At 76.0% G+C, this 14557-nt stretch carries 14 protein-coding genes; 1 reads left to right on the forward strand and 13 read right to left on the reverse strand.

The window, feature by feature from the left end; translation table 11 throughout:
- Positions 1-112: 112 nt before the first annotated feature.
- The 13 genes from AB0N29_RS01150 to AB0N29_RS01210 all read right to left on the reverse strand — a co-directional run bounded on the left by AB0N29_RS01150 (position 113) and on the right by AB0N29_RS01210 (position 13531).
- The gene (locus tag AB0N29_RS01150) at positions 113-580 is read right to left on the reverse strand and encodes a nucleoside deaminase (protein ID WP_302270025.1); all 468 of its coding nucleotides are present in this window, start codon (positions 578-580) and stop codon (positions 113-115) included.
- Positions 577-3225 (reverse strand): molybdopterin cofactor-binding domain-containing protein, encoded by a 2649-nt coding sequence (locus AB0N29_RS01155; protein WP_364863420.1) that lies wholly within the window; start codon positions 3223-3225, stop codon positions 577-579. The genes AB0N29_RS01150 and AB0N29_RS01155 overlap by 4 nt, the downstream gene beginning before the upstream one ends.
- The gene (locus tag AB0N29_RS01160) at positions 3222-4013 is read right to left on the reverse strand and encodes an FAD binding domain-containing protein (protein WP_364863422.1); all 792 of its coding nucleotides are present in this window, start codon (positions 4011-4013) and stop codon (positions 3222-3224) included. Before AB0N29_RS01160 ends, AB0N29_RS01155 begins: the two co-directional genes overlap by 4 nt.
- A complete protein-coding gene (locus tag AB0N29_RS01165) occupies positions 4013-4822 on the reverse strand; it encodes a MurR/RpiR family transcriptional regulator (RefSeq protein WP_364863424.1) in 810 nt (269 codons plus the stop codon). Before AB0N29_RS01165 ends, AB0N29_RS01160 begins: the two co-directional genes overlap by 1 nt.
- Positions 4819-6063 carry an allantoate amidohydrolase gene (locus AB0N29_RS01170; RefSeq protein ID WP_364863426.1) on the reverse strand — a complete coding sequence of 415 codons (1245 nt, stop codon included), beginning with the start codon at positions 6061-6063 and terminating at the stop codon, positions 4819-4821. Before AB0N29_RS01170 ends, AB0N29_RS01165 begins: the two co-directional genes overlap by 4 nt.
- Complete coding sequence (locus AB0N29_RS01175) at positions 6060-7271, reverse strand: alanine--glyoxylate aminotransferase family protein (RefSeq protein ID WP_302270033.1); 1212 nt, start codon at positions 7269-7271, stop codon at positions 6060-6062. Before AB0N29_RS01175 ends, AB0N29_RS01170 begins: the two co-directional genes overlap by 4 nt.
- The gene (allB, locus tag AB0N29_RS01180) at positions 7268-8614 is read right to left on the reverse strand and encodes an allantoinase AllB (RefSeq protein WP_364863429.1); all 1347 of its coding nucleotides are present in this window, start codon (positions 8612-8614) and stop codon (positions 7268-7270) included. Before allB ends, AB0N29_RS01175 begins: the two co-directional genes overlap by 4 nt.
- Positions 8611-9546, reverse strand: a complete 936-nt coding sequence (gene pucL / locus AB0N29_RS01185; RefSeq protein WP_364863431.1) for a factor-independent urate hydroxylase — start codon at positions 9544-9546, stop codon at positions 8611-8613. Before pucL ends, allB begins: the two co-directional genes overlap by 4 nt.
- Positions 9547-9549: 3 nt before the next feature.
- Positions 9550-9846 (reverse strand): hydroxyisourate hydrolase, encoded by a 297-nt coding sequence (locus tag AB0N29_RS01190; RefSeq protein WP_364863433.1) that lies wholly within the window; start codon positions 9844-9846, stop codon positions 9550-9552.
- Positions 9843-10346, reverse strand: a complete 504-nt coding sequence (gene uraD, locus AB0N29_RS01195; RefSeq protein ID WP_364863435.1) for a 2-oxo-4-hydroxy-4-carboxy-5-ureidoimidazoline decarboxylase — start codon at positions 10344-10346, stop codon at positions 9843-9845. The genes AB0N29_RS01190 and uraD overlap by 4 nt, the downstream gene beginning before the upstream one ends.
- A gap of 166 nt (positions 10347-10512) precedes the next feature.
- On the reverse strand, positions 10513-12075 hold the full coding sequence (locus AB0N29_RS01200; protein WP_364863437.1) for an AtzH-like domain-containing protein: 1563 nt from the start codon (positions 12073-12075) through the stop codon (positions 10513-10515).
- Complete coding sequence (locus AB0N29_RS01205; protein WP_364863439.1) at positions 12072-13133, reverse strand: acetamidase/formamidase family protein; 1062 nt, start codon at positions 13131-13133, stop codon at positions 12072-12074. Before AB0N29_RS01205 ends, AB0N29_RS01200 begins: the two co-directional genes overlap by 4 nt.
- Positions 13134-13192: 59 nt before the next feature.
- Entirely contained in the window at positions 13193-13531 is a 339-nt protein-coding gene (locus AB0N29_RS01210; RefSeq protein ID WP_364863441.1) for a DUF202 domain-containing protein, read from the reverse strand.
- Between the two features lie 43 nt (positions 13532-13574).
- On the opposite strand from AB0N29_RS01210, the gene AB0N29_RS01215 reads away from it, so the two are divergent.
- Positions 13575-14375, forward strand: coding sequence for a thioesterase family protein (locus AB0N29_RS01215; RefSeq protein ID WP_364863443.1), 801 nt, complete (start codon positions 13575-13577; stop codon positions 14373-14375).
- Positions 14376-14557 lie beyond the last annotated feature (182 nt).

The following is a 14557-nucleotide window of genomic DNA, read 5'->3' on the forward strand; positions in this document are numbered from 1 at the left end:
CACGGCTTCGGGTGGGCAGGACGCTAGGAGCGGGGGATTTCGCGGTCGGACGCTCCAGGTTTCGCAGCGGTTAAAACGCTCGTTTCACTGCCGGGTCCGTCGGTCGTGCGCCTCAGTAGTGGGTCCGGGCGGCGTGCCCGAGCCAGGTCTCGAACGGCGCGAACCGGTCCTCGACCGGCACCGCCGCCACCGCCATCGGCCAGGTCGCGCGGTCCGCGCCCATCAGGTCGTAGAACGCCCGGTCGTCGAAGCCGCCGCGGGCGGCGTCGTCGCGGTCCGCGGCGTACGCCACCCGGTCCAGCCGCGCCCACAGGGACGCCGAGACGCACAGCGGGCACGGCTCGCAGGAGGTGTAGAGCGTGCACCCGGCCAGCGAGAAGTCACGCAGCACCGCGCACGCGCGGCGGATCGCGACCACCTCGGCGTGCGCGGTCGGGTCGAGGTCGGGGGTCACCCGGTTCGTGCCCTCGGCGACCACCTCGCCGTCGCGGACGACGAGGGCCCCGAAGGGTCCGCCACCCGTCGCGACGTTCTCGACGGCGAGGGCGACGGCGCGGTCGAGCCAGGCCTGGTCGGTCATGGGTCCTCCTGGGGGGATCGGGTGCTGGAACGGGCGTTGCGGGCGAGCCGCCAGAGCCGGTCGCGGCTCATCGGCAGCTCGTGCGGGCGGGCCCCCAGCGCGTCGCGGACGGCGTTCGCGATCGCCGGGGCGACGGGGTTGTACGGCGCCTCGCTCATCGACTTCGCGCCGTGCGGGCCGAGCGCGTCGTGGGTGTCGGCGTACCGCACCTCGGTCTCGGGCAGGTCGCCCATCTGCGGCACCCGGTAGTTGCGGAAGCTCCGCGTCGTGACCTCGCCGTCGGCGAGCCGGACCTCCTCGAAGAGCGCGCTGCCGATGCCCTGGGCGACGCCGCCCTCCACCTGCCCCCGCAGCTGCTCGGGGTTGATGACCACGCCGGCGTCGACGGCCTGGACGGACCTCAGGATCCGCAGCTCGCCGGTGGCGGGGTCGAGCGCCACCCGGACGCCGTGGACGTTGAAGGCGACCGAGCGGGGCGACCCGTGGTGCTCGCCGCGCCCGACGACGCGGCCGTCGGCGTCGGGCGGCTCGCCGGCGGCCAGGCGCCGCCGGAGGTCGCGGGCCGCGGCGAGCACGGCGCTGCCGGCGACGACCGAGCCGGTCGACCCGTAGGCACCGGTGTCGTACGCCGCCGCGTCGGTGTCGCCGGCGTGCAGCCGGACCCGAGCGGGGTCCAGGCCGAGCTCCTCGGCGACCAGCTGGACGTGGACCGTCGCGGTGCCGTTGCCGAACTCCGCCGTGCCCACGCCGATGCTGACCGTGCCGTCCGGCTCGCAGGCGACCGTCGCGTCGGCGTGGTGGCCGCGTGGCGGGATGGTCGCGATCATCGCGGCGGCCAGCCCCTCGCCGACCAGCCAGCCCTCCGGTGCCGGGTCGCCGTCGCCGCGGGCGAGCGCCTCCTCGGCGAGGTCGAGGCACTGGTCGAGGCCGTAGCTGCCGAACACCAGGTCGGTGTCCGGCGCGCCGTTGACCACGAAGTCGTCGCCGGGCCGCACCACGTTGCGCCGCCGGACCTCGGCGGGGGAGAGGCCGACCTCCCGGGCCAGCTCGTCGAGCGCCGACTCGATCGCGAAGACGACCTGGCCGAGCCCGTAGCCGCGGAAGGCACCCGAGGGGACGTTGTGGGTGTAGACCGCCTCGGCGTCGAGGCGCTTGTTGGCGCAGCGGTAGAGCGCGACCGACTCGTGGCAGCCGTGGAAGAGCACGCCGGGCCCGTGGTTGCCGTAGGCGCCGGTGTCGCTCAGCACGTCGAGCCGCATCGCGGTCAGCACCCCGTCGGTGTCGGCGCCGAGCTCGACCTCGACCCGCATCGGGTGCCGGCCGGGCACCATCGTGAACTGCTGCTCGCGGGTCAGCTCGAGCTGCACCGGCTCACCGGTGCGCAGGACGGCCAGCGCCACGAGGTCCTCCACGACCATCTCCTGCTTGCCCCCGAACCCGCCGCCGACGCGGCCGGTCACCACCCGCACCCGGTCCCGCTCGAGGCCCAGCACGTGCGCGAGCTCGTCGCGCACCAGGAACGGCACCTGGGTGCTGCTGCGGACCACGAGCCGGCCGTCCTCGTCGAGCCAGCCGCGCGCGCCGTGGGTCTCGAGCGCCGCGTGGGTGACCCGGCCGGTGCGCCAGGTGCCGGAGACGCGGTGGGCGGCGGAGGCCAGCCCGGCCGCCACGTCGCCGACCTCGCCGTGGGTCTGGGCCACCACGTTGCGTGCGGGCTCGGAGATCCGGGAGCGGGCGGCCGACTTCTCGCCGTGCACGAGCGGCGAGCCGGGCCGCCGGGACTCCTCGGGGTCGTGGACGGCCGGCAGCACGTCGTACTCCACCTCGAGCAGGGCGACCGCGTGCTCGGCGACCGCGACCGACTCGGCGACGACCGCGGCTACGCGCTGGCCGCGGAACCGGACGACGTCGTCCAGCATCCGGGTGTCGTCGGGGTCGTCGAGCCGGCTGGCGTGCCGTCCGGTGGAGTAGAGGACGTCGGGGACGTCGCGGTGGGTGAGGACGAGGCGTACGCCGGGCAGCGCCGCCGCGCGGGCGGTGTCGATGCGGACGACCCGGGCGTGGGCGTGCGGGCTGGTCAGCAGCGCGAGGTACAGCACCCCGTCGAGCGGCAGGTCGAGGGTGTAGTCCTCCCACCCGGTCACCACGCGTCGAGCGGCGGGTGCAGGGGTGGAGCGGCCGAAGGCCCGGCCGCCGCCGCACGAGGAGACGTTGGTCTTCCCGGCGAGGGCGTCGCGGATCGAGCGGTAGCCGGTGCAGCGGCACAGGTTGCCCTTGAACGTCGCCTCGAGGTCCTCCCGCGTGACCGTGCCGTCCGGCTCGGCGAGCGCGGAGGCGGTGACGACGTACCCCGCGGTGCAGAAGCCGCACTGGAAGCCCTGCGCGTCGAGGAACCGCTGCTGCACCGGCCCGGGCTCCTCCGGCGTGCCGAGGCCCCGGACCGTGGTCACCTCGCGGCCGACCGCGCGGACGGCGGGGTGGACGCAGGAGTGCACGGGCCGGCCGTCGACGAGCACCGAGCAGGCGCCGCAGTCGCCGGCGTCGCAGCCCTTCTTCACCGAGGTGTTGCCGAGCTCGCGCAGCCAGGTGCGCAGGCACTGGCCGGGGGCGGGGTCGCCGGTGACCGGCGTGCCGTCGACGATCATCGGTGCACCTCCCCGGCCGGCGCACCGGCCAGCTCCCGGGCCACCTGGCGGGCGAGCACGGCGGTGACGTCGGCGCGCCAGTCCGAGGCGCCGTGCGGGTCGTCGTACCAGCAGTCCACGGCGGCCAGGCCCTCCTCGATCCGGTCCGCGGCGAGCACCACGGGGCGGGTGGTGGCGGCGGTGACCGTGATGCGGTCGCCGACGCCGATGACGACGGCCGAGGACCGGCCGTGCGGGGTGAGCGCGGCCCGGCGGAACGCGGTGGGCGCCTGCCGCTCGACCAGGGGCACGTCGACCGCGCGCAGCACCTCGCCGGGGGCCAGCGAGGTGGCGCGCACGCCGCGGACCAGCTCGGCCACCGGCTCGCGGCGCTCGCCGCCGTCCGGGGTCCACACCACCGCGGTGCCGCCCAGGGCGGCGGTCAGCGAGATCATCGCGCCGGCCGGGAGGGCGAGCGCGATGTTGCCGCCGACGGTCGCGGCGTGCTGGATCTTGAACGACATCAGGAACGCGTCCGCCGCGGACCGCACCAGCGGGGCGAGCGGGCCCAGCAGCGGGGAGGAGACCAGCTCGGCGACGGTGCAGGTGGCGCCCACCCGGAGCGTGCCGTCCTCGAGCAGCTCGACGGCCGGCCACCCGAGCGTGGTGAGGTCCACCAGCCCGGTGGTCGCGGGCTGCGGCTCGGAGAAGAGCCAGGTGCCGCCGCCGAGCAGCGCCTCCCCGGGGACGAGCCGGAGCCCGTCGCGGTCGGCGGGGCGGCGGAAGGAGGTCACGGTGTGCAGGTCCATCAGGCCTCGACCTCCCCGAGCAGGTCGTAGGTGCGGCTGATCGCGCCGACCCGTTCCCGCGCCGGTCGTCCGCGGCCGGAGAGGACGCCGTCGGCGAGCACGCTGACCACGCTCATCGCCGCGGCGTAGCTGTCGAAGGCCAGCCCGCTCTGCACCGGGCACTCCACCCAGACGTCCACGCGGCCGGCGAGCGGCAGCGCGGTCGGGTCGGCGACGAGGACGACGGTCGCGCCGGTCGCGCACGCCGCCTCGAGGAACTCCGCGAAGCCGCGGGGCCGTCGCCGGAAGCCGAGCACCACCACGGCGTCGCCGCGGCCGAGGTCGGCCAGCTCCTCGCCCATCACCTGGCCGGGCAGCGGCGCGAGCGTGACCGAGGAGCGGGCCTGGACCAGCTGCTGGCGCAGGTGCAGCGCGACGGGGTGGCTGTTGCGCCACCCGACCACGAGCAGCCGGCCGGCGCCCGCGAGGACCCGGGCGGCCTGGGCCAGCGCCGGCTGGTGCACCGCCCGGATGATCGCGTCGCCCTCCGCGGCGGCGTGCACGGCGAGGTCGGGACTGCCGTCGACGCGCCGCGGCTCGCCGGCGGTGCGGAGCGCACGCAGGTGCTCGCGGACCTCGTCGAAGTCGGCGAAGCCCAGGCTGCGGAAGAGCCGGCTCATCGTGGCCTTGGAGACGCCGGCGAGGGCGGCGAGCTCGGCGGCGCGGTACGTCGCGAGGTCGTCGAGGTGCTCGAGCAGGGTGGCCGCGGCCTTGCGCTCCTGCGGCGACAGCCCGCCGTGGTGCTGCGCGATCCGCTCGTCGATCCTCACGCGGCACCCCGCTCGCCGACGGCCGCGGCGACCGCGAGGACGGCCTGCTCCAGCGCGTCGATGCCGCGCGCCACGTCGACGCTGCGCACGTCCTCGTCGGGGTGGTGGCTGATCCCGTCGGAGCAGCGGAGGAAGAGCATCCCGACGCCGGTCACGGCCGCGACCGCCATCGCGTCGTGGCCCGCCCGGCTCCACAGCCCCAGCGGGTCGGTGTCGCCGGTGGTCGCGATCCCGGCGACGACCGCGCGCTGCAGCCACGGCGCGCACGGGGCGGCCGGGGCGGCGTGGGTCTCGACCACGTGCAGGGAGAGGCCGCGCGCGGTGCAGATCGCCTCGGCCTCGGCCCGCACGACCTCCCACATGGCGTCCCGCTCGGCGTCGGTCGCCGCGCGCAGGTCGAGGGTCAGGTCGGCGCGTCCGGGCACGACGTTCACCGCACCGGGGGAGACCTCGAGCCGACCGACGGTGGCGATGCAGCCGTGGTCGCCGGTCGCCCGCGCGAGCCGCTCGACCGCGGTGACGACCTCGCTGGCGCCCACCAGCGCGTCGCGCCGCCGGGAGTACGGCGTCCCGCCGGCGTGCCGCGCCTCGCCGAGCACGGTCAGCGCGAACCGCCGCGCGCCGGCGATCGTGGTGACGTAGCCCAGCGAGGCGTTGGCCGCCTCCAGGTGCGGCCCCTGCTCGATGTGCGCCTCGAGGTAGCCGACCAGCTCCTCGGGCCGCCGGCCGGCCTCGCCGACGCGGGCCGGGTCGAGGCCGAAGTCGTGGAACGCCTGCCGCAGCGTCGTCCCGTCGCGGTCGACCAGGTCCCACCAGGCCGGGTCCCAGGTGCCGGCCAATGCGCGGCTACCGAGCAGGGCGGTCCCGAACCGGGCGCCCTCCTCGTCGCCGAAGCCCACCACCTCGAGCGCGAAGGGCAGCTCGCGGCCCCGCAGCCGCGCGGCCACCTCCAGCGCCATGACGACGCCGAGCGGGCCGTCGTACCTCCCGGCGTCGGGGACGGTGTCGAGGTGGGAGCCGAGAAGCAGGGCGGGCATCCCCGGCACGGGCCCCTCGCGGCGGCCGCACTGGTTGCCCGCGGCGTCCTGCCACGCCCGCAGCCCGGCCGCCTCCATCCAGCCGGCGACCAGGGCGTTGGCGCGGGCGTGCTCGGTGGTGAGGTGGAGCCGCTCGACGGCGTCGGGGCGGCTGCTGAGGGCGGCGAGCTCGTCGCAGCGGGCCAGCGCCCGCTCGGCGCTCACGCGTAGACCTCGCGCGCCGCGCCGACCCCGCCGCCAGCGGTGACCGGCACCCCGGCCGCGCGCAGCACCTGCTCCAGCGCGGCGAGCGTGGTGAGGACGGCGTCGCGGCGGGCGTTGTGGCCCATCGTGCCGATCCGCCAGACCCGCCCGTGGAGGGGGCCGAAGGACGTGCCGATCTCGATGCCGAAGTCCTCGAGCAGGACGGCGCGCGCGGCGTCGCCGTCCACGCCGTCGGGGACCTCGACCGCCACGACGTTGTGCATCTTGTGGGCGACGTCGCCGAAGACCGCCAGGCCGAGACCGCGGACGCCCTCGAGCATCGCGCGGCCGTGCAGGGCGTGCCGGTCGACGGCCGCCGCCAGCCCCTCCTCGACGAGCAGGCGCGCGCACTCGCGGGCGCCGTACAGCATGGTCGTGGCCTCGGTGTGGTGGTTGAGCCGGCGCGGGCCCCAGTAGTCCATCACCTGCGCGAGGTCGAGGTAGTTGCTGGCGATCCGCACGCCCCGGCCCTGCTCGCCGTCCGCGCGGATGCCCGCCTCGACGTGCTTGCGGGCGTCGATCGCCGCGGCGGCGCGGTCGGAGACGGTGATCGGCGCGCTGCCCGACGGGCCGCCGAGGCACTTCTGCAGCCCGGCGGTGGCCACGTCGACGCCCCACGCGTCGGCCTCGAAGAGGTTGCCGCCCAGGCTCGCGGTGGCGTCGCAGTAGAGCAGCGCGTCGTGCCGCCGGCAGATCTCCCCGAGGTCCGCGAGCGGCTGGCACATCGTGGTCGAGGTGTCCCCCTGGACGACCGCGACGAGCCGGGGCCGGACGGCGGCGACGGCCGCCTCCAGCTGCTCGGGCGCGACCACCTGCCCCCAGGCCACCTCGGTGGTGTGCACCTCGGCCCCGCACCGCTCCGCGATCTCCACGAGCAGGTGGCCGAACCGGCCGAAGACCGGCACGAGCACCCGGTCGCCCGGCTCGAGGAGGCTGACCAGGGCCGCCTCGATCCCGGCGCGCGAGGTGCCGTCGACGAGGAACGTCTGCTCGTTGGCGGTGCGGAAGACCTCGCGGTAGAGCGCCATCGTCTCGTTCATGTACGCCGTCATCGCGGGGTCGTACTGGCCGACCAGCTGCGCCGACATCGCTCGGAGCACCCGCGGGTCGGCGTTGACCGGGCCGGGCCCCATCAGCAGCCGCGGCGGCGGGTGGACCTGGCCGCTCATGCGCTCCTCCGCAGCATCCGGCCGTGCTCGTGGTCGACCGCCGGGCGGCCGCGCACCAGGGTCGCGACGACCCGGCCGGCCAGGGACAGCCCGTCGTAGGCGCTGATCGGGTTGCGGTGCGCCAGCGCCTCGGCGCGGACGTCGGTCGTGGCTCTCGGGTCGTGGACGACCAGGTCGGCGTCGGCACCGACGGCGATCCGCCCCTTGCCGGTGAGCCCGACGAGGTCGGCGGTGCCGGTCGACATCCACGCCGCGACCCGCTCGATCCCGATGCCGCGCGCTGCCGCCTCCGCCGCGACCGCGGTGAACCCGACCTGCAGCCCGGCGACGCCGCCCCACGCCTGCTGGAGGTCGCCGTCGCCGCGGTGCTTCTCCTCGGCGGTCGCGGGGGAGTGGTCGGAGACGACCACGTCGACGACGCCGTCGAGGAGTCCCTGCCACAGCAGGTCGCGGTTGGCCGCGTCGCGGATCGGCGGGCAGCACTTGAACTCCGGCGCCGCGTCGGGGATCGCCGCGGCCTCCAGGCAGAGGTAGTGCGGGCAGGTCTCGACGGTGACCGGGACGCCCTCCGCGCGCGCGTCGGCGAGCAGGTCGAGGGCCCGGGCGCTGGAGAGGTGCAGCACGTGCACCCGGGCGCCGGTCTCCCGCGCGCCGTCCAGCACGCGACGTACCGCCGCGGTCTCGGCCTCGTCGGGCCGGGAGAGCAGGAAGTCGGCGTACGCCCGGCTCGGCGGGTGCGGCGCGGCGCCGAGGACGTCCGCGTCCTCGGCGTGGACGACCATCAGGCTGCCCAGCCGGGCCACCTCCGCGAGCGCCGTCTTGAACCCGACCGCGTCCAGCGGCGGGAACTCCTCCACGCCGGAGGGTGACAGGAAGCACTTGAAGCCCAGGACGCCCGCGTCGTGGAGCGGCTCCAGGTCGGCGACGTTGCCGGGCACGGCGCCGCCCCAGAACGCCACGTCCACGGCGAGCTGCCCCGCCGCCGCGGCCTGCTTGGCGTGCAGCGCCCCGACGCTGGTGGTCGGCGGCAGCGAGTTGAGCGGCATGTCGACGAGCGTCGTCACGCCGCCGGCGTGCGCCGCCCGCGTGGCGGTGGCGAAGCCCTCCCAGTGGGTGCGTCCCGGCTCGTTGACGTGGACGTGGGTGTCGACCGCGCCCGGCAGGAGGTACGCCGCCTCCGGCACGTCGAGCACCGGGCCGACGACCGGGTGGTCGAACGGCTCGATCCCGCTGACCTGGCCCGCGGCGATCGTCACGGTGGCCGGCCGGAGCGCGCCGTCGACGAGCACCTGCCGCGCGCGCACGGCGGCGTACTGCTCCGCGGTGCCGGCCCCGGTGCTCACGCGAACCCCGCGACCGTGGCCCACGCGCGGGGCTCGCGGGCCTCGCCCTCGCGCTGGACCGTCGCCTGGATCAGCCCGTAGGGGCGGTCCGCGGCGAGGAAGACCTCGCCGGGGTTGTCCAGCCCGAACGGTGCGAGGTCGACGAGGAAGTGGTGGTTGTTCGGGCACGAGAGCCGGACCTCGGCGATGCCGGGGAACGCCTCGAGGACGGCCTTGCCCATCGCGAAGATCGTCTGCTGCAGCGCGAGCGAGTGCAGGTCGGCGAAGGTCTCGAGCAGCAGGTCGCGCACCGCGGCGTACGTCGCGTCGAAGCCGTTCGAGCCGTCCGACCCCGGCGGCAGCTCGGCGTAGCGCCACCAGGCCGTCACGTCGGTGGCGAGTATCCGGTCGTCGGTCTCGGGCAGGGTCGTGTAGCGGTCGCGGGGGAAGCCGGCGAACTCCGACCCGGTCGACTTCAGCACCGTCAGGTCGCGCAGGCCGGCCAGCACGAACACCTCGTCCCCGTCGCGCTGCACCAGCGTCGTGCGCGTCTCGCGCCCGGTGCGCACGAAGGAGTGGTCGTGCGGCTCGCCGCCGACCTCGATGCGGTCCCAGGAGTGCTGCTGCGCCTCCCAGCGCCCGCCGTCGACCCAGGGGAACCCGGTCGTGAAGTGCTCGGCGAGCCGCAGCAGGAGCTCCTCGGGAGCCCCGATGCCGTCGCGGGCGAAGGCGTAGACGGTGTTCTTCTGGGTGTCGGTGGCGACGACCTGGCTGTTGTCGCCGTCGGTGTGGCAGGCCGCGAAGTCGCCGCGGAGCTGGCTGGTGACGGTGAGGTCGGTGATCCGGTGCTTCCCGCTGGTCGAGCCCGTCGAGCCCTCGCGGTCGACGCGGACCAGGCGGCACTCGGCCTTGCCGTACTGGTTCTCCCCGAGGACGACGTCGCCCGTGGCCATCGCTCAGCTCCCCTTGTAGGTGGTGTAGGCGAACGGGCTCAGCAGCAGCGCGACGTGGTGGTGCGGCTCGGCTCCGTCGACGGTGAGGTCGACCCGCACGACGGGGTGGAAGGCGGTCGCCGTCGCGAACGTCAGCGCGTGGTGCCCGCCGTCGAGCACGGTCACGAACCGGATCCGTCCGTCTGCGTCGGTGCGCGCCCGCTCCAGCTCGGCGCCGGCGCCGGTGGCGAGGACGACCTCGAGGTCCGCGCGGGGCGCGCCCGCCCCGGCGTCGAGCACGTGGGTGGACAGGGTGGTCACGAGAAGAGCCCCCTCAGCCGCAGCACGGCGATCTCGGCGAGCTGGGCCCGCGTGACCTCGAGCTCGGTGGCCGGGTCGTTGCCCAGGCGCTGCTCGAGCTGCTCGAGGACCTCCCCGGCGCTGCGACCCGCGGCCCGGACGAGGAAGACCCGACCGAAGCGCTCCTCGTACGCCGCGTTGCCGGCGGCGATCCGCTCCTGGGCCCCGGCCTCGTCCCCGGCGTCCGAGCCGACGCGGGACTGCTCGCGCCGCGACATCTCCGCGCTCGCGCCGCTCCCGGCGTGCCGCTCACCGATCCGCGGGTGGTCGGCGAGGGCCCGCTCGACCTCCTCGACCGTCCACGTCGCGGTCAGCGCCTCCGCGTGCGCGACGAGCGCCTCGACGCCCGCGTAGGGCCGGTCCGCGACGACCGCGTCGACCCACGAGGCGATGTCGGCGCAGGGCCGCACCACCTCGGCCGCCCCGGCCTCGTCCATCGCGTTCAGCTGCTCGATCCGCACGTCCGCTCCTCCCTGGAGCGGCTGAAGCTAGGCAGCTGGCGTGTCGCCGGATCGAAACCGCCGTTTCAGCGGCGTTACGGTCCGCGCCCGTGCGTTTCGGTGCCGCACGAATCGTTCAATTGCGCGGTTGTGACCGGTGACCGGCCGGTTCGCGCGTCGCAATCGTTCAATTGCGCGATTGCGGCGGCCCCGCCAGCTCGCCCGCGAGCCGCAGCAGGTCCCGGTCCCGGCCGGGCGCGGCGACGAGGCACGCGCCGACGGGCAGACCGCCGGCGCCGGGAGCGGTGGTGGTCGGCACCGACACGGCCGGCAGCCCGGCGAGCGCGGCCAGGCAGGTCAGCTGCATGGTGGCGGCGCGGACCGGTTCCATGTCCTCGCCGAGCAGCGGGGCGACCGAGGAGGCTGACGGGAGCAGCAGCACCCGCGCGCCGACCAGCGACCGGACCGCCGCACGAGCCTCGGCCACGACCGCCCGCGCGGCCGACACCTGGCCGTCCGTGACCGTCCGGGCGTGCTCGAACCGTGCCCGGACGTCCGGCCCCAGCACGTGCATGCGGCCCTCAAGCCACGCGCCGTGGGACTGCCAGGCCTCCCAGGCCTGCACGGTCCGGAACGCGTCGAGCCACGCCGGCAGGTCGGCCGTCGGCCAGTGCTCCTCGCCCGCGCCCGCCGGGACGACGGCCCGCACGGCGGCGGCCACCTCCGGCGAGGCCAGGTCGACCAGGCCGGGCACCACGACCACGTCGCCAGCCGCGAACCCGCCCGACCCGCCCGTAGCCGGCGGCAGCAGCACGTCCCCGACGGCCACGAGCAGCTCCACCGTGCGCGTCAGCCAACCGACGGCGTCGTACGACGGGGCGAGCGGGACCAGCCCGTCGACCGGCACGGCGCCGGTGGTGGTGCGGATGCCGAAGAGGCCCTGGTACGCCGCCGGCACCCGGATCGAGCCGCCGGTGTCGGTGCCGAGGCCGATGGTGGCGTGGCCCAGCGAGACGGCGGAGGCGGAGCCGGAGGTCGAGCCGCCGGGGACGCGGTACGGCGCGCGCGGGTTGGGCGGCGCTCCGGTGTGCGCGTTCGTGCCGGCCAGCGACCAGGCGAGCTCGTCGGTCCGGGCGATCCCGCGCACGTCGGCGCCCGCGGCGAGGAGGCGGGCCACCGCGTCCGCGTGGTCGCGGGCGGTCGGGGCGGCGTCGAGCCAGGCCGGGTTGCCGGCACCGGTGCGGTGGCCGGCGATGGCGTACAGGTCCTTGACGGCCACCGACTCCCCGGCCAGCGGGCCGGAGCCCGAGCCGTGCACGAGCGGGTCGCCGACGACGCGCCACACGCGGGTGTCGAGCGCGGGCGCGGGCGCGGCGACGTGCGCGGCGGTGACCTGCCAGCCGTCGGCGAGCCGCGCCCACAGCTGGGTCTGCTGCCCGCGACCGCCCCGCTCGAGCTCGGTGACCGCGACCACGAGCGCGTGGTCGTCGTCGATCGTCTGCACGTGCGTCTGCACGATCCGCCGCCGGGGCGCGCCGCCCCGCCGCCCGCGGAAGGCGCTGATCGCGTCGTGCCCGACGAGCAGCCCCGCCGCGTCGCCGCGCAGGGTCGTGGGACCGGACGCGAAGAGCCGGTCGAGGGCCTCGAGGTCGTCGTCCATCAGCGCGCGCTCGTAGGCCCAGAAGGCCTCGACGAGGCCGGGCGGGACGGGCTTGGCCGCGCCGGAGGGCGCCGCGGGGGAGTCGGTCACGAGAAGTCACTCTTCCGGATCCGCGCGTGCACGCCCTTCACGACATCCACGACCTGCGAGATCTCGAAGTCCGTCGCGGCGCTGAGGTAGGCGTAGGCCAGCGCCGGGTCCATGCCGTACGCCGCGCCGAGCAGCGCGATCGCGGCGCGCACGCAGTTCTGCACGGCCACGTCGAGGTCCTCGTCGAGCCCGGTCGGCACCAGGTGCTCGCCCGTCTCGGCCAGCGGCCCGGCCAGCTCACCGAAGCGGCGTACCGCCTCCGCCCGCGGCACCACCTCCAGCCGCACCGTCGCCCGCAGCGACGCTTCCATGGCGGTCAGCGACACCTCGCCGCAGCCCTGCGCGAAGTGCGGGTCGCCGACGTAGGCCAGCGCGCCGTCGACCTGCACCGGCAGGTAGAGCGTCGAGCCGACGGTCAGGAGGTTGATGTCGAGGTTGCCGCCGTGCGGACCGGGCGGCACCGAGTGCGGCCGCTCGTCGCCGGCCACCGCGACGCCCATGATCCCCAGGAACGGCGCCAGCGGGAACGACACCCGCGGCTCCTCGCCGGGCCGCAGCGGCAGCCGTCCGTGCGTCCCGTCCTCGCTGACGGTGGCGAAGGCGGAGAAGCAGGCGGCGGCCTCGAGCGGGTACTCACCGGCCAGGCACCCCCGCCCGTGCCGGTTGGAGATGACGCCGTACGGCACCCGGGGGAGCGCCTCGACCAGCGTCATCGCCAGCAGGTCACCGGGCCGGGCGCCCTCGACCCGGACGGGCCGGCTGACCACGTGCGGACCGTCCACGCCGAAGGTGCGCGGCAGGTCGCTCGCCGCGATCGCCACCGCGTCCCGGAGCACCTCGCCCGCGTCGTGCTCGCCGAAGAACCGCTCGGGGTCGCGCCCCTGGTCCTCGAGGATCCCCTCGTGGCTGACGGTGTCGAAGGTGACCTCCGTCCCCGGCTCGACGCTCAGCACCGGCGCGTCGGCGGCGCAGGGCAGCCGTCCCCACAGGACGGTGTCCGGCGCGGCCGGGAGGTACGTCGAGGACCGGATCGGGCCGGCACCGGGCTGCAGGATCACCCGCCGGACCGTAGGGAACGGTTGTTTCAGCCGTGTCTCGCCCAGCCGACGGCGAGCACTCAGACGGCCAGCGTCACGGCCAGCAGCACGGCCGCGACCAGCACCGCGCCGGTCATCACCACGCCCAGCCCGAACCGCGGCAGCGGCCGCCCGGTCCGCATCGCGCGCTCCACCAGCGACCACCGCCGGTAGGCGAGCACGGTGGTGCCGCCGCCGAGCAGGAGCAGGACGACCACGAGCGTGCGCCGGAGCCACTCGGGGTCCGGCACCCCCAGCGAGTCCATCGCCACCGCCCCCGCCATCACCGCCAGCGCGGTGCGCACCCAGGCGAGGAACGTGCGTTCGTTGGCCAGCGTGTACCTCGGGTCCGGCTCCCCACCCTCGTCGTACACGCCCATGCCGGGCATCATCGCGCACGCCCGGATCGGTAGCGTCGCGGGCATGCACGAGTACGACGCCCAGACCGCCGTCACGCCCACCGGGGACGGCCGGTACGCCGCCGAGCTGTCCGACGGCTGGCACGTCGGCGGCGGCATCAACGGCGGTTACCTCCTGGCGATCATCGGCCGGGCGATCAGCGAGCACCTGCCCACCAAGCCGCACCCGCTCTCGGTGAGCGCCTACTACCTCTCCGCCTCGGTGGCCGGACCGGCCGAGGTCGCCCTCGACGTCCGCCGCGACGGCGGCAGCATCGCGACCGTCGCCGCCGACCTCCGGCAGGGGGACCAGACGAGGATCACCGCGCTCGCGACGTACGGCGACCTCATCCGGCTCGGCGACGACGTCCGCACCACCGCCGAGGAGCCGCACCTGCCGCCGGTCGAGGAGTGCGTGCCCTCCTCGCTGGCGCCCGAGGAGGTACGTCGCGCGGCGCCGCTCATGCAGCGCTTCGACATGCGCTTCCACCCCGACCACGTGGGCTGGGCGGTCGGCGAGCCCGGCCGCACCGGCGTCATCTCCGCCTGGTTCCGGCTCGCCGACGGCCGCGAGCCGGACCCGGTCTCGCTGCTCCTCGCCGTGGACGCCCTCCCGCCGGTCACCTTCGACCTCGGCATGCCCGGCTGGGCGCCGACCCTCGAGCTGACCGCCCACGTCCGCGCCGTACCTGCGCCCGGCTGGCTCAAGGTCCGCCACGCCACCCGGAACATGGCCGGCGGCATGTTCGAGGAGGACTGCGAGGTGTGGGACTCCACCGGCCGCCTCGTCGCCCAGTCCCGCCAGCTCGCCCGCCAGCCCCGCTGACCCCCGCTGGTCGAGCAGCGAGCGCCAGCGAGCGTCGTCGAGACCCGGCGACGTGCGCAGTGCCCCGAGCAGCGCGCCAGCGACCACCGCTGGTCGAGCAGCGAGCGCCAGCGAGCGTCGTCGAGACCCGGCGACGTGCGCAGTGCCCCGAGCAGCGCGCCAGCGACCACCGCTGGTCGAGC

Origin of the sequence: Nocardioides sp. NPDC092400 (assembly GCF_040684155.1) — a bacterium.
Taxonomy (GTDB): Bacteria; Actinomycetota; Actinomycetes; order Propionibacteriales; family Nocardioidaceae; genus Nocardioides.